This window comes from Leucobacter sp. (assembly GCF_053528595.1).
In genome coordinates, this window is the sequence record NZ_JAIVPF010000037.1 from 1 (window position 1) to 19,199 (window position 19,199).

Genomic DNA, 19,199 nt, shown 5'->3' on the forward strand with positions numbered 1-19,199 from the left:
ACCGCGCTTCGTCCTCGCGCCACAGCGCGAGTTCGGCTCAGAGCCGGGCTGGTGTGAAGAAAAAGCGGGGGTCGGCGGAGCGGCACGAATGCCGACTCCGCCGCGCCCCCGCTGCTCGAGTCATCCTCGAAATGTTCGGACCCGGAGGGTCCTTACTTGATCTCTCCGCCGGCGGCGACGATCCTCTGCTCGGCCGAGCCGGAGACCCTGGCCACCTGCACGACGAGCTTGACCTGCAGGTCGCCGTCGCCCAGCACCTTGACGGGCTGGTTCTTGCGCACGGCGCCCTTGGCCACGAGATCCTCGACGGTCACCTCGCCACCCTGCGGGTACAGCTCCGCGAGCTTGGCGACGTTCACCACCTGGTACTCGGTGCGGAACGGGTTCTTGAAGCCGCGCAGCTTCGGCGTGCGCATGTGCAGCGGCATCTGCCCGCCCTCGAAGCCGGCCTTCACCTGGTAACGGGCCTTGGTGCCCTTGGTGCCGCGACCGGCGGTCTTGCCCTTCGACGCCTCGCCGCGACCCACGCGGGTCTTGGCCTTCTTGGCGCCGGGAGCCGGACGCAGGTGGTGCGCCTTGAGCACCTGCTCGCGCTCCTCGTTCTTCTCGCTCATGCGTCGATCTCCTCAACCTCTACAAGGTGAGCGACCGCGCGCACATACCCACGATTGGCCTGGGTGTCCTCGCGAACGACCGTCTGGCCGATCTTCTTGAGGCCGAGGCTGCGCAGGGTGTCGCGCTGGTTCTGCTTCTCACTGATAACGGACTTCGTCTGCGTAATCCTCAGGCTCTTCGCCATTACGCACCTGCCTTTGCCTTCGCGGCAGCGTCGGCCGCGGCCTTCGCCTCGGCGCGCACGATGCGGGCCGGGGCGACGCGGTCGAAGTCGAGGCCGCGGCGGGCTGCGACGGAGCGGGGCTCCTCGAGCTGCTGCAGCGCCTCGACGGTCGCGTGCACGATGTTCAGGGTGTTCGACGAGCCGAGCGACTTGCTCAGCACGTCGTGGATGCCGGCGCACTCGAGCACGGCGCGGACCGGGCCACCGGCGATAACACCGGTACCGGCGGCAGCCGGACGGAGCAGCACGACGCCGGCTGCGGCCTCGCCCTGCACCGGGTGCGGGATGGTGCTGCCGACGCGGGGCACGCGGAAGAAGTTCTTCTTCGCCTCCTCGACACCCTTGGAGATGGCGAGGGGCACCTCCTTCGCCTTGCCGTAGCCGACACCGACCGTGCCGTTGCCGTCGCCGACCACCACGAGGGCGGTGAAGCTGAAGCGACGGCCGCCCTTGACGACCTTCGAGACGCGGTTGATGGTGACGACGCGCTCGAGGAACTGGCTCTCGCTGCGGTCGCGGCCGCCGCGCTCGCCACGGGTGCCGCGATCGCGGCTGCCGCGGCGCTGCTCACGGGGCTCGTTGCGGTGATCCTGAGCCGGCGCCGAAGCGTCCTGGGTCTCAGTCGCCTCTGCAGACACTTCCTGCTCCTTCGTTTCGTTGCTCACAGGGTCAGCCCCCCTTCGCGAGCGCCATCGGCGATCGCAGCGACACGACCCGCGTACTTGCTGCCGCCGCGGTCGAACACCACGGCCTCGACACCGGCGCTCTTCGCGCGCTCGGCGACGAGCTCGCCGACCTTGCGGGCCTTGGCGGTCTTGTCGCCCTCGAAAGCGCGCAGATCGGCTTCCATGGTGGATGCCGAGGCGACGGTGACGCCCTTCGAGTCGTCGACGATCTGGACGAATACGTGGCGAGCCGAGCGGTTCACCACGAGACGGGGGCGAGCCTCCGTACCGACAATCTTCTTACGCAGGCGGGCGTGGCGGCGCACGCGCGCAGCCGAACGGCCCTTAGCCCGAGACACTGAAGCGGCCATGGGTTACTTACCAGCCTTTCCTGCCTTGCGACGGACGTTCTCGCCCGCGTAGCGAATGCCCTTGCCCTTGTAGGGCTCCGGCTTCTTCAGCTTGCGGATGTTCGCGGCGGCCTCGCCGACCGCCTGCTTCGAGATCCCGCTCACGGTGATCTTGGTGTTGCCCTCGACCGCGAGGGTGATGCCCTCGGGAGCATCGACGTTCACCGGGTGCGAGAAGCCGAGCGCGAGCTCGAGGCCAGTGCCCTTCTGCTGCACGCGGTAGCCCGTGCCGACGACCTCGAGCTGCTTCGAGTAGCCCTCGGTGACACCGATGATGTTGTTGTTGATGAGCGTGCGGGTCAGGCCGTGCAGCGCTCGGGAGTTGCGCTCGTCATCGGGACGGGTGACCAGCACCTGGCCGTCCTCGAGAGCGACGCGGATGGGCTCGGCGACGACGAGCGACAGCTCGCCCTTCGAACCCTTGACCGTGACCTTCTGGCCATCGATCTTGACGTCTACACCACCGGGAACGGTGATGGGAAGCTTACCAATACGTGACATGACGGCTTACCACACGTAGGCGAGGACTTCCCCGCCGACGCCCTTCTGCTCGGCCTCGCGGTCGGTGAGGAGCCCCGAGGAGGTGGACAGGATCGCGATGCCGAGGCCGCCGAGCACGCTCGGGATCTCGGTGGAGCGCGCGTAGACCCGGAGGCCGGGCTTGGAAACGCGCTTGATGCCCTCGATGGAGCGCTCGCGGTTGGGGCCGTACTTCAGCGACATGGTGAGGGTGGTGCCGACGCGTGCCGGCTCGACCTTCCAGTCCTTGATGTAGCCCTCGCGCTTGAGGATCTCAGCGATCCGCTCCTTCAGCTTCGAGCCGGGAAGCGAAACGTCGTCATGATGCGCAGAGTTGGCATTGCGCAGCCGGGTCAGCATATCTGCGACCGGATCAGTCATCGTCATGAGTGACTCTTCTTTCTCGCCTGGTATCACACCCCGTTACACGGAATGCGACCTGGGTGACACACGGATCGGGTGCCCGGGAAACTCCCGGGCACCCTCGCCGCTTGGACTATTCAGTTATTCCGACTTGAAGGGGAAGCCGAGCGCGCGGAGCAGCGCACGACCCTCGTCGTCGGTCCTCGCGGTGGTGACGACGGTGATGTCGAAACCACGCACCCGATCAATCTTATCCTGATCGATCTCGTGGAACACACTCTGCTCGGTCAGACCGAAGGTGTAGTTGCCGTTTCCGTCGAACTGCTTGGCCGAGAGACCGCGGAAATCGCGGATACGGGGCAGTGCGAGGTTGATCAGGCGATCGAGGAACTCCCATGCGCGGTCGCCGCGGAGGGTGACGTGCGCGCCGATGGCCTGGCCCTCGCGCAGCTTGAACTGCGCGATGGACTTGCGGGCCTTGGTCACCATGGGCTTCTGGCCGGTGATCTTGATGAGGTCGGCGATGGCGCCCTCGATCACCTTGCTGTCGCGAGCCGCGTCGCCGACACCGGTGTTCACGACGACCTTGACGACGCCGGGAACCTGCATGATGTTGGCGTAGCTGAACTCCTCGCGCAGCTGCGGAACGATGTCGTTCCGGTACTTCTGCTTGAGACGGGGCTGAACCTTGGTCTCAGTCATTAGAGGTCCTTCCCAGACTTCTTGGCGTAGCGCACGCGAACGGTCTTCTTCTTGCCGTCCTTCTCGACCTCCTCGACGCGGAAGCCGACGCGGGTCGGCTTCTTGGTCTCGGGGTCGACGATGGCGACGTTGGAGACGTGGATCGGGGCCTCGACGGTCTCGATCCCTCCCTCGCGGGTGCCGCGCTCCGACTGACCGACGCGCACGTGCTTGGTGACGTAGTTCACGCCCTCCACCACGATGCGGTCGCTCTCGGACAGCACGTCGATGACGCGCCCCTGCTTGCCCTTGTAGCCGCCGCGCTCCTGCGACGGGCCCGAGATGACCTCGACGAGGTCACCCTTCTTGATCTTTGCGCCCATAGGACTAGATCACCTCCGGTGCGAGCGAGACGATCTTCATGAACCGCTTGTCGCGCAGCTCACGTCCGACCGGCCCGAAGATACGGGTGCCGCGGGGCTCCCCGTCGGCCTTGAGGATGACGGCTGCGTTCTCGTCGAAGCTGATGTACGAGCCATCGGCACGACGAGTCGACTTGCGCGTGCGGACGACGACGGCCTTGACGACGTCGCCCTTCTTCACGTTGCCGCCGGGGATCGCGTCCTTGACGGTCGCGACGATCGTGTCGCCGAGACCGGCGTAGCGACGCTTCGAGCCCCCGAGCACACGGATCGTGAGCAACTCCTTGGCGCCGGTGTTATCGGCGACCTTGAGTCGGGATTCCTGCTGAATCACTTGTTACTCCTTCACTCAGTAAGCGCGGGGCTTACTTCGCCTTCTCGAGGATCTCGACCAGACGCCAGCGCTTGGTGGCGCTCAGCGGGCGGGTCTCATGGATGAGCACGAGATCGCCGATGCCGGCGGTGTTCTGCTCGTCGTGGGCCTTGACCTTGGACGAGCGGCGCATGACCTTGCCGTAGAGCGGGTGCTTCACGCGATCCTCGACCTCGACGACGATGGTCTTGTCCATCTTGTCGCTGACGACGTAGCCGCGGCGGGCCTTACGGTAGCCGCGCTGTTCCTTCTGGACCTCAGCAGCCATGTTCAGGCCTCCTTCGTCTCATCAGCGGCGGCGTCCGCCTGCTCGGTCTTCTTGCTGCTCTTCTTCGCCTTGGCGGGAGCAGGGGCGGCGGCCGGGGTGACCCGGATGCCGAGCTCGCGCTCGCGCAGCACCGTGTAGATGCGAGCGATGTCGCGCTTCACCTGGCGCACGCGGCCGTGGCTCTCCAGCTGACCGGTGGCCGACTGGAAACGAAGGTTGAAGAGCTCGGCCTTGGCCTTCTTGAGCTCCTCGGCCAGACGCTCGTCCTCGAAGGAATCGAGCTCGGTGATGGCCAGTTCTTTGGTACCGATCGCCATTACGCGTCGCCCTCCTCGCGCTTGATAATGCGGGCCTTCAGGGGCAGCTTGTGGATGGCGCGGGTGAGCGCCTCACGAGCGAGCTCCTCGTTGACACCGGCGACCTCGAAGAGGACGCGGCCCGGCTTGACATTGGCCACCCACCACTCGGGCGAGCCCTTACCGGAGCCCATGCGGGTTTCCGCGGGCTTCTTGGTGAGGGGACGATCCGGGTAGATGTTGATCCACACCTTGCCACCGCGCTTGATGTGACGGGTCATCGCGATACGAGCGGACTCGATCTGACGGTTGGTCACGTAGGCGGGCGTGAGGGCCTGGATACCGAACTCACCGAAGGCGACCTTGTTGCCGCCCTTCGACTGACCGCTGCGGCTGGGGTGGTGCTGCTTGCGGTACTTGACTCGACGGGGAATCAGCATGCTTACTTCTCCGCTCCTGCTGCAGCGGGTGCAGCCTCGGCCTGCGCGCCACGGGGCGCGCGGCGACGATCGCCGCGGTCGCGCGACGGCTTCTGGGCCGCCTGCTCGCGAGCGAGTTCCTTGTTGGTGAGATCGCCCTTGTAGATCCAGACCTTCACGCCGATGCGGCCGAAGGTGGTCTTCGCCTCGTAGAAGCCGTAGTCGATGTTCGCGCGCAGGGTGTGCAGCGGCACGCGACCCTCGCGGTAGAACTCCGAACGGCTCATCTCGGCGCCGCCGAGGCGGCCGGAGACCTGGATGCGGATGCCCTTGGCACCCGCGCGCTGCGCGCCCTGCAGGCCCTTGCGCATCGCGCGGCGGAATGCCACGCGAGCGGCGAGCTGCTCGGCGATGCCCTGCGCGACGAGCTGGGCGTCGGCCTCGGGGTTCTTCACCTCGAGGATGTTGAGCTGGATCTGCTTGCCGGTCAGCTTCTCGAGGTCGGCGCGGATGCGCTCGGCCTCGGCGCCGCGGCGGCCGATGACGATGCCGGGACGCGCCGAGTGGATGTCCACGCGGACGCGGTCACGGGTGCGCTCGATCTCGACGCGCGAGACGCCGGCGCGATCGAGCTGCTTCGTCAAGTGCTGGCGGATCTTGATGTCCTCGGCCAGGTAGTCGGCGTAGCGCTGACCCTTCTTGGTCGAGTCCGAGAACCAGCGCGACACGTGGTCGGTGGTGATCCCGAGGCGGAAGCCGTAGGGATGAATCTTCTGGCCCATACCTTAGGCTCCCTTCTTGGCGGCGGCGAGCTCATCGGCCGTCTGCAGGACGACGGTGATGTGGCTGGTGCGCTTGTTGATACGGAATGCGCGGCCCTGTGCACGGGGGCGGAAGCGCTTGAGCGTCGCGCCCTCGTCGACGAAGGCGCGAGCGATGACCAGCTCGTCCTCGTTGAGACGCAGGTTCTCCTTGTCGGCCTTGACGCGCGCATTCGCGATCGCCGAGGCGACGAGCTTGAAAATCGGCTCCGACGCGGCCTGCGGGGCGAACTTCAGGATGGCCAGGGCCTCCTGGGCGTTCTTACCGCGGATCAGGTCAACGACGCGGCGGGCCTTCTGGGGGGTGATGCGGATATGACGCACGCGTGCGATCGACTCCACCATTTCTCTTCCTCCTTCACGTCGCCGCGTCAGCGGCGACGGCCCTTCTTGTCGTCCTTCACGTGACCGCGGAAGGTGCGCGTGGGCGCGAACTCGCCCAGCTTGTGACCGACCATGGTCTCGGTGACGAACACCGGGATGTGCTTGCGACCGTCGTGCACCGCGATCGTGTGACCCAGCATGGCCGGGATGATCATCGAGCGGCGCGACCAGGTCTTGATCACGTTCTTGGTGCCGGCTTCGTTCTGGGCAACCACCTTGTTCAGCAGGTGGTTGTCGACGAAGGGGCCCTTCTTGAGACTACGAGGCATCTTCTACTCTCTCCTACCTGCCGATTAACGCTTCTTGCCGGTCGGTCGGCGACGCACGATGAGCTTGTCGCTTTCCTTGTTCGGATGACGCGTACGGCCTTCCTTCTGACCCCAGGGGCTGACCGGATGACGACCGCCCGAGGTGCGGCCCTCGCCGCCGCCGTGCGGGTGATCCACCGGGTTCATGACGACACCGCGCACGGTCGGGCGGACGCCCTTCCAGCGCATGCGGCCGGCCTTGCCCCAGTTGATGTTCGACTGCTCGGCGTTGCCCACCTCGCCGACGGTGGCGCGGCAGCGCACGTCGACGTTGCGGATCTCGCCCGAGGGCAGACGCAGCTGGGCGTAGGGGCCGTCCTTCGCCACGAGACGCACCGAGGCGCCGGCGGAACGAGCGAGCTTCGCTCCCCCGCCCGGCTTCAGCTCGATCGCGTGGATCACGGTACCGGTGGGGATGTTCTTCAGCGGCAGGTTGTTGCCGGGCTTGATGTCGGCGCCGGCACCCGACTCGACGATGTCGCCCTGCTTCAGCTTGTTCGGCGCGATGATGTAGCGCTTCGTGCCGTCCTCGAAGTGCAGCAGCGCGATGCGCGCCGTGCGGTTCGGGTCGTACTCGATGTGCGCGACCTTGGCGTTCACGCCGTCCTTGTCATTGCGACGGAAGTCGATGACGCGGTACTGGCGCTTGTGGCCACCGCCGATGTGGCGGGTGGTGATGCGGCCCTGGTTGTTGCGGCCGCCCGTCTTGGGGAGCGGACGGAGCAGCGACTTCTCGGGCGTGGAGCGCGTGATCTCTGCGAAATCGGCGACGCTCGAGCCGCGACGACCCGGGGTCGTCGGCTTGTACTTGCGAATAGCCATGTTGTGTTCCTCTTCGCCCCTTCTACAGCGCAGCCGTGAAGATGTCGATGGAGCCCGACTTCAGCGTGACGATGGCGCGCTTGGTGTCCTTGCGCTTGCCCATGCCAAACTTCGTGCGGCGGGTCTTGCCCTTGCGATTCAGCGTGTTGATCTTGGCGACCTTCACGTTGAACACCCGCTCGATCGCGAGCTTGATCTCGGTCTTCGAAGCGGTCGGCTGCACCTCGAAGGTGTACTGGCCGTTCGAGTCGATGAGGCCGTAGCTCTTCTCGGAGACGATGGGGCGGATGATGACGTCGTGTGCGGACTTGTTCGAGCTCACTTCGTGACCTCCTGAGCGGTGTTGGTGTCAACCGTACGACCGCCGACGAATGCGTCGAAGGCCGCCTTGGTGAAGACGAGATCGTCGCTGACGACCACGTCGTAGGCGTTGAGCTGATCCTGGAACAGCACGTGCACCTGCTGCAGGTTGCGCACGCTGAGCGCGGTGACCTCGTCCTCGCGGTCGACGACCACGAGCACGCGCTTGCCCGGCGCGACCGAGGCGAGGAACTCGCGAGCGGTCTTGGTGCTGGGCTTGTCGCCGATGCCGAACGACTCGACGACGTGCAGGCGGTTCGCGCGAGCGCGGTCCGAGAGCACACCGCGGAGAGCCGCGGCGATCATCTTCTTGGGGGTGCGCTGAGCGTAGTCGCGCGGCACGGGGCCGTGCACGACGCCGCCGCCGCGGTGCTCGGGAGCACGCACCGAACCCTGACGGGCGCGGCCGGTGCCCTTCTGCTTGAACGGCTTGACGCCCGAACCGGAGACCTCGCCGCGGTTCTTGGTCTTGTGCGTACCCTGACGCGCAGCGGCGAGCTGAGCGGTGACCACCTGGTGGATCAGCGGGACGTTGGTCTCGACGGCGAAGATCGACTCGGGAAGGTCGACCGACCCGGCCTTCTTACCCTTGGCGTCGAGCACCTCGAGCTTGGTAGCGGTAGCCATGAACTACGCCCCCTTCACTGCGTTGCGAACGAAAACGAGACGACCGCGAGCACCGGGGACCGCACCCTTGACCAGGATGAGACCCTTCTCGGCGTCGATCGCCTGCACGGTCAGGTTCTGCACGGTGACGCGCTCGCCACCCATGCGACCCGCCATGCGCTGCCCCTTGAACACGCGACCGGGGGTCGCGGCGCCGCCGATCGAGCCCGGCTTGCGGTGGTTGCGGTGAGCACCGTGCGAGGCGGAGACGCCCTTGAAGTTGTGGCGCTTCATGGTGCCCGCGAAGCCCTTGCCCTTCGAGGTGCCCACGACGTCGATCTTCTGACCGGCTTCGAAGGTGCCGTCGACGGTGAGCTCCTGGCCCAGCGCGTACTCCGCGGCGTCCGACGTGCGCACCTCGGTGAGGTGGCGGCGCGGGGTGACCCCGGCCTTCTCGAAGTGGCCGGCGGTCGGCTTGTTCACCTTGCGGGGATCGATCTGACCCGCGGCGATCTGCACGGCGCTGTAGCCGTCGACCTCGGGGGTGCGGATCTGGGTGACCACGTTGGGGGCCACCTCGATAACGGTCACGGGAACGATCTTGCCGTTCTCGTCCCACACCTGCGTCATACCGAGCTTGGTGCCCAGAAGACCCTTCACGTTACGTACTGCTGACATGTCCGGATCCCCCCTTAGAGCTTGATCTCGATGTTGACGTCGGCCGGCAGATCGAGACGCATGAGCGAATCGACGGCCTTCGGGGTGGGATCGACGATGTCGATCAGGCGCTTGTGCGTGCGCTTCTCGAAGTGCTCGCGGCTGTCCTTGTACTTGTGGGGCGAACGGATCACGGCGATCACGTTCTTCTCCGTGGGGAGCGGCACGGGGCCGATCACGGTCGCACCCGCGCGGGTCACCGTGTCGACGATCTTGCGTGCGGAGCTGTCGATGACCTCGTGGTCATACGACTTCAGTCGGATGCGGATCTTCTGTCCCGCCATGTGACTCTCTACTTTCTACTTGCGTCGTACCGTCAGCCCCGTTCATCGAACTCGTCGAGATGATCGGGGCAATCGGCATTGGACGTCTTGCGTACCAGCGCCCTGGCAGTGAGGTGCCGATGGGGCACCACGTGCTGGGTCTCTGTTCACCTGTCAAAACGCGCTTTCGCACGGCCCCGCACACACGAAGACGGCCGGACTCGCGTCTGGCCGCCGACTGGCGTGCGGGAGTTGTTCGCTACCCGCGGCCTAGCCCGGACCCCGGGGAACCGGGGCGGCTATGCACTGCCTGGCAGTGACCGCACCGAAGCGCGGAGTACTGAACCTGTCTATTCTCGCACGCCCACCCGCTTCGATGCAACCCGGGCGTGTCGCGGCCCGCCCGCGCGCCGCCCCGCCCACCGGAAACACGAAAAAGTATCTTGACGTCGAGATACTTTTGATGTGTAATTTAGGTGAACCTAAGTTTCATCCGATGATTGGGAGAAGATGACTGAATCACAAGATCTCGCCCGTTTCGTCTCGGAGGCGAGCTGGGAGCAGCTGAGCCCCGAGGCGCTCGACCAGCTGAGGATCCGAGTGCTCGACACCCTCGGCGTCGCCATCGGCGCCCTCGACGCCGAACCGATCGTCGCGATCCGGGGCCTCCTCGACGATCTCGGCGGAACGCCGACCGCGACCCTGATCGGCGGCGGCCGCACCAGCCCCGAACGGGCGGCGTTCTTCAACAGCGCGCTGAGCCGCTACCTCGACTTCATGGATTCCTATCTGGCCAAGGGCGAGACCAACCACCCGTCCGACAACCTGGGAGCGGTGCTCGCGGCCGCCGAGAGCGTCGACGCATCGGGCGCCGAGTTCCTCACCGCATTCGCGGTGGCCTATCAGGTGCACACCCGACTGTCCGACGTCGCCCCGGTGCGCGCCAAGGGATTCGACCACACCACCCAGGGCGCGTTCGCGGCCGCCGCCGCGGCGGCCAAGGCGATGCGGCTGCCCGCCGAGCAGATCGCGAACGCCATCGCGATCGCCGGCACCGCGAACGTCGCGCTGCGCGTCACCCGCACGGGCAATCTGAGCAACTGGAAGGGCCTCGCCTATCCGCACGTCTCGAAGGAGGGCACCTTCGCCGCGCTGCTGGCGTCGCGCGGGATCACCGGCCCCGAGGAGGTCTTCGAGGGGAACAAGGGGTTCAAGGACTCGATCGCGGGGCCGTTCGAGATCGACTGGTCGCGGGAGGATCTCGAGAGCGTCCTCCGCACGATCATCAAGAAGCACAACGCCGAGATCCACTCGCAGTCGGCCCTCGACGCCGCGCAGGACATCCGGGCGCAGGACGGGTTCAACGTCCGCGCCATCGAGCGGATCCGCCTCGACACCTTCGACGTCGCCTTCTCCATCATCGGCGGCGGCGAGGAGGGCAGCAAGCGCCTGGTGCGCACGAAGGAGGAGGCCGACCACTCGCTGCCGTGGATGCTCGCCGTCGTGCTGCTCGACGGCCGCCTGACCCCGGCGCAGTACGATCCCGAGCGGATCGTCGCGGAGGACGTGCAGAGCCTCATGACGAAGATCGAGATCTCCCCGAGGGACGAGTTCTCCGCTCGCTTCCCGGAGCAGATGCCCGCGGATCTCGAGATCACGCTCGCGGACGGCACCACGTTCCGCTCCTCGCAGGACAGCTACCACGGCTTCCACGACCACCCGCTCGACTGGGAGGCCGCCCGGGTCAAGTTCGACTCGCTCGCGGCCCCCTTCGCCGACGACTCCCTGCGCGACGAGATCGCGGAGATCGTGCGCACCATCGAGACCCGGCCCGTCTCCGAGCTGACCGCCGCGCTCGCCCGCGTCTCCCCCGTTCGCCGCTGACGACCGCAGACCCACCCGAGAGAAAGGCAACACCATGAGCAACGCAGTTCCGCACGACGTCTCCTTCAACTTCGTGCCCCGCGCGTACCGGCCCGAGAAGCCCCGCAGCTTCGGCGTGACCGAGATCCGCGCGCCCTACTACGCCACGTTCGGCACCCGCCACCTGCAGGACGTCTTCGACGTCGCCGGCCAGTGGGTCGACGGCATCAAATGGGCTGGGGGTTCGTTCTCCCTCGTGCCCACCGAGCAGGTGCGCGCGTTCAGCGACATCGCCCACGAGCACGGCGCCTACGTCTCCTCGGGCGGCTGGATCGAGACCGTGCTGCGCTACGGCGACGAGGCCGTCGATCACTACCTCCGGGAGGCGAAGGAGGTCGGCTTCGACGTCATCGAGATCTCGACGGGCTTCATCATGCTCAACACCTCCGGCCTGCTGCGCCTGGTGGAGAAGGTGGTGCAGGCCGGGCTCAAGGCCAAGCCCGAGCTCGGACTCCAGATCGGCTCCGGCGGCGACTCGAGCGAGGCCGAGCTGGCCGCCGAGAGCAAGAAGGACATCGGCGATCTCATCGATCGCGGCAGGAGGGCCCTCGACGCCGGCGCCTCGATCATCATGATCGAGTCGGAGGGCATCACCGAGAACGTCACCGAGTGGGACACGGGGGCCGCGGCCTCCATCATCAACGGGCTCGGCCTGGAAAACGTGATGTTCGAGGCCGCCGACGGCCCGGTCTTCGAGTGGTACGTCAAGAACTACGGCAACGAGGTCAACCTCTTCGTCGATCACAGCCAGATCCTGCAGCTCGAGGGTCTGCGGCAGAACGTCTGGGGCAACAAGAGCACCTGGGGACGGGTGATCAACCCCGCGCCGTGATCCGGGCCAGGCGGTGCCCTCGGCGCGCGGTCGTGCGCCGAGGGCACCGCCTGTTCGACTCTCGCACGCGCTGCGCATCGCACGTGCGGGATCCGTCCGAACCGGCGGTGGGCGCCGGAGAACGGAATGGCCTCGGCCCGCAGAGCTCGTCGGCTGGAGCGCTCGGCCCGACGGGCTCAGCGGGCGGGAAGCAGGCGCGGCAGGAGCAGGTAGAGCGCCAGCACGGCGAGGCCGCCCGCGAGCAGGGCCAGGGTGCCGAGGAGGTTCGTGAAGAGCGAGCCCAGGCCGAGCAGGGAGGCGAGCAGCGTGCACCCCGCGGCCATGGCCGACGCCTGCACGTGCGAGTACCCCATCTGCTGGATGCGCTGGTAGGTGTGCTCCTTGTGCGGCTCGTCCCACCGCTTGCCGGCGCGCACGCGCTTCACCAGCGTCACGCCCACGTCGCCGAAGTAGACGACCATCGGCCCGATCGCGGCCAGCAGCGGCACCCCGTCCGCGAACGCGGCGAAGCTGATGACGGCGGTCGCTCCCCCGAGCAGATAGCTGCCCACGTCGCCGAGGAAGGCCCCCGGCCTCGTGAGGTTCCAGGGCAGGAAGCCCGCGAACCCCGTCGCCAGCACGATCCCCGCGACGGACAGCCAGCTCGTGCCGAGCAGCCAGCCGGCCGACGCGAACGCGGCGCCCGCGATCACGCCGTGGAAGCCGCTGATGCCGTTGAGCCCGTCCATGAAGTTGGCGACGTTGATGTAGCTCGAGATGAAGAGGATCCCGTACACGGCGAGCAGGATCAGCGCCCACCAGGGCGCCTCCGGCACGTCGATCCCGAGCCGCCATCCGAACGCGGCGCCCCCCGGCCCGCGGTGCGCGATCGCGAGCAGCGCGATGGACGAGATCGCCGCGATCCCGAGCAGGATCCCGCTGCGCACCGGCACGCTCAGGCCCTTGAGATCCTCGCGCAGCCCGAGCAGGCCGGCTGCCAGCGATCCCGCGCCGACGGCCAGCAGGAAGCCCCACCCGGGATCCGCGGGCGCGCTCACGAGCGCGAGCGCGGTCACGAGCGAGCCGCCGCACGCCATCGCGATCAGCACCGCGAGGCCGAGGCCGCGCAGCACCGGCCGCTCGTGCGAGGAGCGCTCGTTGGGCACGTCCATGATGCCCAGCCGCATCAGCAGCGGCTTGACCGCGAAGGGCAGCGCGAGGCTCAGCCCGAGCGTCAGCACTCCCCCGAACACCCCGAGGAACAGCGCGCTCACTGCACCCGCTCCTCGGCGGCCTTGGTCAGGTTCATCCGAGCGACCCAGCCCTCGTGATCCAGCACCTCGGGAGAGATCGTGTCGACGTGCGCGTGCGCGATCTTCGGGTGGAAGGGGCGCTCATCGCCCTCCCCGTCGCCCACCAGCTCCTCGTGCAGCTTCTCGCCGTGCCGCAGGCCGGTGAACACGATCTCGACGTCCTTGCCCGACTGCGCGATCATGCGCTTGGCCACGTCGAGGATCAGCACCGGCTCGCCCATGTCGAGGATCAGCACCTCGCCCCGGCGCCCGATGCCGCCGGCCTGCACCACGAGCTGACAGGCCTCGGGGATCGTCATGAAGTAGCGCGTCACCTCGGGGTGGGTGACCGTGATGGGGCCTCCCGCCTCGATCAGCTTGCGGAAGGTCGGCAGCATCGACCCCCGACTGCCGATGACGTTGCCGAAGCGCACCGAGAGGTAGCGCTGTCCGGTGCGCTCCGCCATCCAGGCGGTCAGCTTCTCGGCGACGCGCTTGGAGTGGCCGAGTACGCTCGTGGGATTCGCCGCCTTGTCCGTGGAGATGTTCACGAAGGTGCTCACGTTCGCCGCCTCGGCGGCGCGGAGCACGTTGAGCGTACCGAGCACATTGGTCTTCCAGGCCTCGTCGGGGTACTGCTCGAGCATCGGCAGGTGCTTGAGGGCCGCCGCGTGGAACACCACCTCGGGCCGGCGCTCGGTGAAGATCCGCGTCAGCGTCGCCTCGTCCCGGATGTCGGCCAGCACCACGTCGTTCGTGTCGAGCAGCCCGTGCCCGCTGATGGAGAGCTGGCTCTCCTGCAGTGCGGTCTCGTCGCGATCCAGCATGATCAGCTCGCGCGGGGCGAAGCGCGCCAGCTGCCGGCAGAGCTCCGATCCGATCGATCCCCCGGCCCCCGTGACCAGCACGCGCTTGTCCTGCAGGTACTCCGCGATCGACTCGGTCTCGAGCCGCACGGGGTGGCGACCGATGAGGTCCTCGATCGAGAGCTCGCGCACGTTGGAGATGACCGAGGCGTTCTGCAGGATCTGCTCGAGCGGCGGCAGCACCATCGCGGTCATGCCCGCCCGGTCCGCGGCCTCGTCGACCCGGCGCATCAGCGCGGTGTCCGCGTCTCCGATGCACACGATGAGCCTGGTGGCGCGGGTCTCGCGGGCGATCCGCCGCAGGTCCTCGAGCGAGCCGAGCACCCGCACGCCGCGCACCTCCTGGTGCCGCTTGACGGGATCGTCGTCGATGAACCCCACCGGGAGTGCGGAGCCCTTCGCGTCGGTGAGCAGGCGCTTCGCGGTCTGCACGCCGAGGTAGCCGGCGCCGTAGAGCAGCGTGCGCTCGGCCTCATCGCCGGGCTTGAGCTGCCGCTCGTTGTAGAGACGGTAGACGTAGCGCGCCACGCCCATGAGGCTGAAGGTGATGGGGGCCGCGATGATCAGCGTGCTGCGCGGAATGCCGTTGCCGTATCCGATGAGATAGGCGAACACCCACGCGACCACCATCACCGCGGTGATGTCGAGCACGAGCGCCCGCACCTCGTCGAAGCTGCCCACCTCGTAGCGGTTGCGATACAGCCAGAACAGCCAGCCGGCGATCAGCTGCAGCGCGATCGTGACGCCGATCACCGCGAGTGTCCACCCCGGGTGGATGCGGGAGAGGTTGAAGTCGAAGCGCAGCACCAGTGCCGCGAGGATCCCGATCGCCCAGGCCGCGGCATCGAGCAGGAACAGCAGCCCGTACTGGCGTGCGAAGTGGGCGATACGCGCTCCGACGGTCTGCGGCACTCGGCCTCCCTCGCTCCCTGGACACATCGACCCCGGCCGGGGTCCCCTTCGAGGATACCGCCCGCGCGGGCGCCCGCCGCCAGCCCGCGCCGTTCGCCCGGCCCGCAGCCGTTCGCCCCGTCCGCGCCCGCAGACGCGAAGAACCCCCGGGATCGCTCCCGGGGGTTCTTCGGCGAATCGCTTCGCGGAGTCTGTTCAGACTTACTCGACGACCTTGGTCACCGTGCCGGCGCCGACGGTGCGGCCGCCCTCGCGGATCGCGAAGCCGAGGCCCTCCTCCATGGCGATCGGCTGGATCAGCTCGACCGTCATGTCGGTGGTGTCGCCGGGCATGACCATCGGCTTGTCCTCGGGCAGGGTGATGACACCGGTCACGTCAGTCGTACGGAAGTAGAACTGCGGACGGTAGTTCGTCTCGAACGGGTTGTGGCGGCCGCCCTCTTCCTTCTTGAGGATGTAGGCGGTGCCCTCGAACTTGGTGTGCGGGGTGATCGAACCGGGCTCGACCACGACCTGACCGCGCTCGACCTCTTCGCGCTTGGTGCCGCGGAGGAGGAGACCGCAGTTCTCGCCGGCCCAGGCCTCGTCGAGCTGCTTGTGGAACATCTCGATGCCGGTGACGGTGGTCTTCTGCGTCGGGCGCAGACCCACGATCTCGACCTCGGAGTTGATCTTCAGCGTGCCGCGCTCGGCGCGGCCGGTGACCACGGTGCCGCGGCCGGTGATGGTGAAGACGTCCTCGACGGGCATGAGGAACGGCTTGTCCTTGTCACGCACGGGATCGGGGATCGAATCGTCGACGGCCTCCATGAGCTCGAGAACGGAGTTGACCCACTTCTCGTTGCCCTGCAGTGCCTCGTAGCCCGAGACGCGGACCACGGGGACGTCGTCGCCCGGGTAGCCGTGCTTGGAGAGCTCCTCGCGGACCTCCATCTCGACGAGCTCGAGGATCTCCTCGTCGTCGACCATGTCGCTCTTGTTGAGCGCGACGAGCAGGTAGGGAACGCCGACCTGCTTGGCGAGCAGGATGTGCTCCTTGGTCTGGGCCATCATGCCGTCGGTGGCGGCGACCACGAGGATCGCGCCGTCCATCTGAGCGGCACCGGTGATCATGTTCTTGATGTAGTCGGCGTGACCGGGGGCATCAACGTGAGCGTAGTGACGCTTCGGGGTCTCGTACTCGACGTGCGAGATGTTGATGGTGATGCCGCGCTGGCGCTCCTCCGGAGCCGAGTCGATCGTGTCGAAGTCGCGCTGGACGTTGGTGTCCGACGGGTACTTGTCGGCAAGCGTCTTCGAGATCGCCGCGGTAAGGGTGGTCTTACCGTGGTCGACGTGACCGATCGTTCCGATGTTCACGTGCGGCTTGGTCCGCTCGAACTTGGCCTTCGCCACTATGGTCCTCCTCAGGACGTCGAGTACCCTCCCCCTTCGACGGTTTCGAAGGGCACGAGTACGGGGTGTGTACTTATGTTACAAGCTCAGGTCTGTGATCGCGACTTGAGCGGTGCGGCCGGCGGCGGACGATGCCCGCCGCCGGCCTCCGGGCGGGTTTACTCGCCCTTAGCCTTCTGAACGATCTCATCGGCCACGGCCTTCGGAACCTCCGCGTAGGAGTCGAAGGTCATCGAGAACACCGCGCGACCGCTGGTCTTCGACCGCAGATCGCCGATGTACCCGAACATCTCGGAGAGCGGCACGAGTGCGCGCACGACCTTGACGCCGCTGGCGTCCTCCATCGACTGGATCTGTCCGCGACGGGAGTTCAGGTCGCCGATGACGTCGCCCATGTACTCCTCGGGAGTACGCACCTCGACCGCCATGAGCGGCTCGAGAATCACGGGCTGCGCCAGGCGCGCGGCCTCCTTGAAGGCCATCGAACCGGCGATCTTGAACGCCATCTCCGAGGAGTCGACGTCGTGGTACTGGCCGTCGAGCAGGGTCGCCTTGACGTTGACCACCGGGAACCCGGCGAGGATGCCGTACTGCATGGCGTCCTGGATGCCCGCGTCGACCGAGGGGATGTACTCGCGCGGCACGCGGCCGCCGGTCACCTTGTCCTCGAACTCGTAGGTCTTGTCGCTGTTCTCTTCGACCTCGAGCGGCGCGAGCGCGATCTGCACCTTCGCGAACTGACCGGAGCCGCCGGTCTGCTTCTTGTGGGTGTAGTCGTACTTCGGCACCTCGCGACGGATCGTCTCGCGGTAGGCCACCTGGGGCTTGCCCACGTTGGCCTCGACCTTGAACTCGCGCTTCATGCGATCCACGAGGATGTCGAGGTGCAGCTCGCCCATGCCGGCGATCACGGTCTGGCCGGTCTCGGCGTTGAGGCTCACGCGGAACGTGGGGTCCTCTTCGGCGAGCTTCTGGATGGCGACGCCGAGCTTCTCCTGGTCGCCCTTGGTCTTGGGCTCGATCGCCACCTCGATCACGGGCTCCGGGAAGGTCATCGACTCGAGCACGACCTGGTTGTCGGGATCGCTCAGGGTGTCACCGGTGGTGGTGTCCTTGAGGCCGATCACGGCGTAGATGTTGCCCGCGGTGAGCTCGTCGACCGGGTTCTCCTTGTTGGCGTGCATCTGGAAGATCTTGCCGATGCGCTCCTTCTTGCCCTTGGTCGAGTTGACGACCTGGGCGCCCGACTCCACGTGGCCCGAGTAGACGCGCACGTAGGTGAGGCGGCCGAAGAACGGGTGCACGGCGATCTTGAACGCGAGCGCCGAGAACGGCTGGTCGGCCGAGGGCTTGCGCTCGATGACCACCGACTCGTCGCGCGGGTCGTGCGCCTCGATGGCGCCCACGTCGAGCGGGTTCGGCAGGAAGTCGACGACCGCGTCGAGCATCGGCTGGATGCCGCGGTTCTTGAACGCCGAGCCGCAGTAGACGGGGTAGATCTCGTTGTTCACGACCATCTTGCGGATGCCGGCCTTGAGCTCGTCGATCGTGAGCTCCTCGCCGCCGAAGAACTTCTCGAGCAGCGCGTCGTCGGTCTCGGCGACCGTCTCCACGAGCTGCGCGCGGTACTCCTCGGCCTTGGCCTGGAGCTCGGCGGGGATCTCCTGGGTCTCGTAGTTGGCGCCCAGGGTCACGTCGCCCTTGGCGTCGCCCTCCCAGACGAACGCCTTCATCGAGAGCAGGTCGACGACGCCGATGAAGTCGCTCTCCGAGCCGATCGGCAGCTGCATCACGAGCGGCTTCGCACCGAGACGGCTGATGATGGTGTCGACCGTGAAGTAGAAGTCGGCGCCCATCTTGTCCATCTTGTTGACGAAGCAGATGCGGGGCACGCCGTACTTGTCGGCCTGACGCCACACGGTCTCCGACTGGGGCTCGACGCCCTCCTTGCCGTCGAACACCGCGACGGCGCCGTCGAGCACGCGCAGCGAGCGCTCCACCTCGACGGTGAAGTCGACGTGACCGGGGGTGTCGATGATGTTGATCTGGTTCTGGTTCCAGAAGCAGGTCACCGCGGCGCTGGTGATCGTGATGCCGCGTTCCTTCTCCTGCTCCATCCAGTCGGTGGTCGAAGCGCCGTCGTGGGTCTCGCCCAGCTTGTGGTTGACACCCGTGTAGAACAGGATGCGCTCGGTGGTGGTGGTCTTGCCGGCATCGATGTGGGCCATGATGCCGATGTTGCGGACCTTGCTCAGGTCGGTGAGCACGTCTTGTGCCACAGGGGTCTCCTCCGGTGTGGGATGGGAAGTGTATGCGGTGCGGGAGCGGGCCCGCACCCGCCGTCATCCTGCGCGCGTGAAACGCTGTGAGAGAAACGCGTCAGCGCTTCTCGCGTTTCACGGTGGCCCGGTGCGGGCCACGCGAGTCGCAGGATCTCGCCCTCGACGTCGCGAGGGGTCGGGACC

Annotated in this window: 26 protein-coding genes; 2 read left to right on the plus strand and 24 right to left on the minus strand. The window is 67.0% G+C overall.

What is annotated here, in order from left to right:
- Nucleotides 1-152 precede the first annotated feature (152 nt).
- The 20 genes from rplO to rpsJ all read right to left on the minus strand — a co-directional run bounded on the left by rplO (nt 153) and on the right by rpsJ (nt 9,556).
- The gene (rplO, locus tag ACWKZU_RS07710) at nt 153-614 is read right to left on the minus strand and encodes a 50S ribosomal protein L15 (RefSeq protein ID WP_449281742.1); all 462 of its coding nucleotides are present in this window, start codon (nt 612-614) and stop codon (nt 153-155) included.
- Nucleotides 611-799: a 50S ribosomal protein L30 gene (gene rpmD / locus ACWKZU_RS07715; protein ID WP_449281743.1), complete on the minus strand. Its 189-nt coding sequence runs from the start codon at nt 797-799 to the stop codon at nt 611-613. The genes rplO and rpmD overlap by 4 nt, the downstream gene beginning before the upstream one ends.
- On the minus strand, nt 799-1,503 hold the full coding sequence (gene rpsE / locus ACWKZU_RS07720; protein WP_449281744.1) for a 30S ribosomal protein S5: 705 nt from the start codon (nt 1,501-1,503) through the stop codon (nt 799-801). Before rpsE ends, rpmD begins: the two co-directional genes overlap by 1 nt.
- Nucleotides 1,500-1,874 carry a 50S ribosomal protein L18 gene (rplR, locus tag ACWKZU_RS07725; protein WP_449281745.1) on the minus strand — a complete coding sequence of 125 codons (375 nt, stop codon included), beginning with the start codon at nt 1,872-1,874 and terminating at the stop codon, nt 1,500-1,502. The genes rpsE and rplR overlap by 4 nt, the downstream gene beginning before the upstream one ends.
- Nucleotides 1,875-1,877: 3 nt before the next feature.
- Nucleotides 1,878-2,414: a 50S ribosomal protein L6 gene (rplF, locus tag ACWKZU_RS07730; RefSeq protein WP_449281746.1), complete on the minus strand. Its 537-nt coding sequence runs from the start codon at nt 2,412-2,414 to the stop codon at nt 1,878-1,880.
- Nucleotides 2,415-2,420: 6 nt separating this feature from the next.
- Nucleotides 2,421-2,819: a 30S ribosomal protein S8 gene (rpsH, locus tag ACWKZU_RS07735; protein WP_449281747.1), complete on the minus strand. Its 399-nt coding sequence runs from the start codon at nt 2,817-2,819 to the stop codon at nt 2,421-2,423.
- A 117-nt stretch (nt 2,820-2,936) separates the two neighbouring features.
- A complete protein-coding gene (gene rplE, locus ACWKZU_RS07740; RefSeq protein ID WP_449281748.1) occupies nt 2,937-3,497 on the minus strand; it encodes a 50S ribosomal protein L5 in 561 nt (186 codons plus the stop codon).
- Entirely contained in the window at nt 3,497-3,859 is a 363-nt protein-coding gene (rplX, locus tag ACWKZU_RS07745; RefSeq protein WP_449281749.1) for a 50S ribosomal protein L24, read from the minus strand. The genes rplE and rplX overlap by 1 nt, the downstream gene beginning before the upstream one ends.
- Nucleotides 3,860-3,863: 4 nt before the next feature.
- Entirely contained in the window at nt 3,864-4,232 is a 369-nt protein-coding gene (rplN, locus tag ACWKZU_RS07750; RefSeq protein ID WP_105805000.1) for a 50S ribosomal protein L14, read from the minus strand.
- A 31-nt stretch (nt 4,233-4,263) separates the two neighbouring features.
- Nucleotides 4,264-4,539, minus strand: coding sequence for a 30S ribosomal protein S17 (rpsQ, locus tag ACWKZU_RS07755; RefSeq protein ID WP_449281750.1), 276 nt, complete (start codon nt 4,537-4,539; stop codon nt 4,264-4,266).
- 2 nt (nt 4,540-4,541) lie between these two features.
- Nucleotides 4,542-4,856 (minus strand): 50S ribosomal protein L29, encoded by a 315-nt coding sequence (rpmC, locus tag ACWKZU_RS07760; RefSeq protein ID WP_130109255.1) that lies wholly within the window; start codon nt 4,854-4,856, stop codon nt 4,542-4,544.
- Nucleotides 4,856-5,275: a 50S ribosomal protein L16 gene (rplP, locus tag ACWKZU_RS07765; protein ID WP_130109256.1), complete on the minus strand. Its 420-nt coding sequence runs from the start codon at nt 5,273-5,275 to the stop codon at nt 4,856-4,858. Before rplP ends, rpmC begins: the two co-directional genes overlap by 1 nt.
- Nucleotides 5,276-5,277: 2 nt before the next feature.
- The gene (gene rpsC / locus ACWKZU_RS07770; protein WP_024356779.1) at nt 5,278-6,036 is read right to left on the minus strand and encodes a 30S ribosomal protein S3; all 759 of its coding nucleotides are present in this window, start codon (nt 6,034-6,036) and stop codon (nt 5,278-5,280) included.
- 3 nt (nt 6,037-6,039) lie between these two features.
- A complete protein-coding gene (rplV, locus tag ACWKZU_RS07775; RefSeq protein WP_105804996.1) occupies nt 6,040-6,420 on the minus strand; it encodes a 50S ribosomal protein L22 in 381 nt (126 codons plus the stop codon).
- Between the two features lie 26 nt (nt 6,421-6,446).
- Nucleotides 6,447-6,728, minus strand: coding sequence for a 30S ribosomal protein S19 (gene rpsS, locus ACWKZU_RS07780; protein WP_105804995.1), 282 nt, complete (start codon nt 6,726-6,728; stop codon nt 6,447-6,449).
- A gap of 24 nt (nt 6,729-6,752) precedes the next feature.
- Nucleotides 6,753-7,589, minus strand: coding sequence for a 50S ribosomal protein L2 (rplB, locus tag ACWKZU_RS07785; RefSeq protein ID WP_449281751.1), 837 nt, complete (start codon nt 7,587-7,589; stop codon nt 6,753-6,755).
- 22 nt (nt 7,590-7,611) lie between these two features.
- Complete coding sequence (gene rplW, locus ACWKZU_RS07790) at nt 7,612-7,911, minus strand: 50S ribosomal protein L23 (RefSeq protein WP_449281752.1); 300 nt, start codon at nt 7,909-7,911, stop codon at nt 7,612-7,614.
- Nucleotides 7,908-8,576: a 50S ribosomal protein L4 gene (rplD, locus tag ACWKZU_RS07795; protein WP_449281753.1), complete on the minus strand. Its 669-nt coding sequence runs from the start codon at nt 8,574-8,576 to the stop codon at nt 7,908-7,910. Before rplD ends, rplW begins: the two co-directional genes overlap by 4 nt.
- 3 nt (nt 8,577-8,579) lie before the next feature.
- The gene (rplC, locus tag ACWKZU_RS07800) at nt 8,580-9,233 is read right to left on the minus strand and encodes a 50S ribosomal protein L3 (protein ID WP_449281754.1); all 654 of its coding nucleotides are present in this window, start codon (nt 9,231-9,233) and stop codon (nt 8,580-8,582) included.
- A gap of 14 nt (nt 9,234-9,247) precedes the next feature.
- A complete protein-coding gene (rpsJ, locus tag ACWKZU_RS07805; protein WP_010156393.1) occupies nt 9,248-9,556 on the minus strand; it encodes a 30S ribosomal protein S10 in 309 nt (102 codons plus the stop codon).
- A 489-nt stretch (nt 9,557-10,045) separates the two neighbouring features.
- Here rpsJ and ACWKZU_RS07810 point away from each other — a divergent pair, with 489 nt between their 5' ends.
- Complete coding sequence (locus ACWKZU_RS07810) at nt 10,046-11,419, plus strand: MmgE/PrpD family protein (protein WP_449281755.1); 1,374 nt, start codon at nt 10,046-10,048, stop codon at nt 11,417-11,419.
- A gap of 34 nt (nt 11,420-11,453) precedes the next feature.
- Nucleotides 11,454-12,290 (plus strand): phosphosulfolactate synthase, encoded by an 837-nt coding sequence (locus ACWKZU_RS07815; protein ID WP_449281756.1) that lies wholly within the window; start codon nt 11,454-11,456, stop codon nt 12,288-12,290.
- A 176-nt stretch (nt 12,291-12,466) separates the two neighbouring features.
- Here the strand turns inward: ACWKZU_RS07815 and ACWKZU_RS07820 are convergent, their stop codons facing one another.
- From ACWKZU_RS07820 to fusA, 4 genes are all read right to left on the minus strand, one after another.
- Nucleotides 12,467-13,543: a UDP-phosphate alpha-N-acetyl-D-fucosaminephosphotransferase gene (locus ACWKZU_RS07820; protein ID WP_449281757.1), complete on the minus strand. Its 1,077-nt coding sequence runs from the start codon at nt 13,541-13,543 to the stop codon at nt 12,467-12,469.
- Nucleotides 13,540-15,339, minus strand: coding sequence for a polysaccharide biosynthesis protein (locus ACWKZU_RS07825; RefSeq protein ID WP_449281758.1), 1,800 nt, complete (start codon nt 15,337-15,339; stop codon nt 13,540-13,542). Before ACWKZU_RS07825 ends, ACWKZU_RS07820 begins: the two co-directional genes overlap by 4 nt.
- 201 nt (nt 15,340-15,540) lie before the next feature.
- Nucleotides 15,541-16,734, minus strand: coding sequence for an elongation factor Tu (gene tuf / locus ACWKZU_RS07830; protein WP_449281759.1), 1,194 nt, complete (start codon nt 16,732-16,734; stop codon nt 15,541-15,543).
- A gap of 158 nt (nt 16,735-16,892) precedes the next feature.
- On the minus strand, nt 16,893-19,013 hold the full coding sequence (fusA, locus tag ACWKZU_RS07835) for an elongation factor G (RefSeq protein ID WP_449281760.1): 2,121 nt from the start codon (nt 19,011-19,013) through the stop codon (nt 16,893-16,895).
- Between the last annotated feature and the right edge of the window lie 186 nt (nt 19,014-19,199).

Coding starts and splice junctions, on each gene's coding strand:
- rplO (WP_449281742.1), bottom strand. CDS start 614: ATGAGCGAGAAGAACGAGGAGCGCGAGCAGGTGCTCAAGGCGCACCAC.
- rpmD (WP_449281743.1), bottom strand. CDS start 799: ATGGCGAAGAGCCTGAGGATTACGCAGACGAAGTCCGTTATCAGTGAG.
- rplR (WP_449281745.1), bottom strand. CDS start 1,874: ATGGCCGCTTCAGTGTCTCGGGCTAAGGGCCGTTCGGCTGCGCGCGTG.
- rplF (WP_449281746.1), bottom strand. CDS start 2,414: ATGTCACGTATTGGTAAGCTTCCCATCACCGTTCCCGGTGGTGTAGAC.
- rpsH (WP_449281747.1), bottom strand. CDS start 2,819: ATGACGATGACTGATCCGGTCGCAGATATGCTGACCCGGCTGCGCAAT.
- rplE (WP_449281748.1), bottom strand. CDS start 3,497: ATGACTGAGACCAAGGTTCAGCCCCGTCTCAAGCAGAAGTACCGGAAC.
- rplX (WP_449281749.1), bottom strand. CDS start 3,859: ATGGGCGCAAAGATCAAGAAGGGTGACCTCGTCGAGGTCATCTCGGGC.
- rpsQ (WP_449281750.1), bottom strand. CDS start 4,539: ATGGCTGCTGAGGTCCAGAAGGAACAGCGCGGCTACCGTAAGGCCCGC.
- rpmC (WP_130109255.1), bottom strand. CDS start 4,856: ATGGCGATCGGTACCAAAGAACTGGCCATCACCGAGCTCGATTCCTTC.
- rplP (WP_130109256.1), bottom strand. CDS start 5,275: ATGCTGATTCCCCGTCGAGTCAAGTACCGCAAGCAGCACCACCCCAGC.
- rpsC (WP_024356779.1), bottom strand. CDS start 6,036: ATGGGCCAGAAGATTCATCCCTACGGCTTCCGCCTCGGGATCACCACC.
- rplV (WP_105804996.1), bottom strand. CDS start 6,420: ATGGTGGAGTCGATCGCACGCGTGCGTCATATCCGCATCACCCCCCAG.
- rpsS (WP_105804995.1), bottom strand. CDS start 6,728: ATGCCTCGTAGTCTCAAGAAGGGCCCCTTCGTCGACAACCACCTGCTG.
- rplB (WP_449281751.1), bottom strand. CDS start 7,589: ATGGCTATTCGCAAGTACAAGCCGACGACCCCGGGTCGTCGCGGCTCG.
- rplD (WP_449281753.1), bottom strand. CDS start 8,576: ATGGCTACCGCTACCAAGCTCGAGGTGCTCGACGCCAAGGGTAAGAAG.
- rplC (WP_449281754.1), bottom strand. CDS start 9,233: ATGTCAGCAGTACGTAACGTGAAGGGTCTTCTGGGCACCAAGCTCGGT.
- rpsJ (WP_010156393.1), bottom strand. CDS start 9,556: ATGGCGGGACAGAAGATCCGCATCCGACTGAAGTCGTATGACCACGAG.
- ACWKZU_RS07810 (WP_449281755.1), top strand. CDS start 10,046: ATGACTGAATCACAAGATCTCGCCCGTTTCGTCTCGGAGGCGAGCTGG.
- ACWKZU_RS07815 (WP_449281756.1), top strand. CDS start 11,454: ATGAGCAACGCAGTTCCGCACGACGTCTCCTTCAACTTCGTGCCCCGC.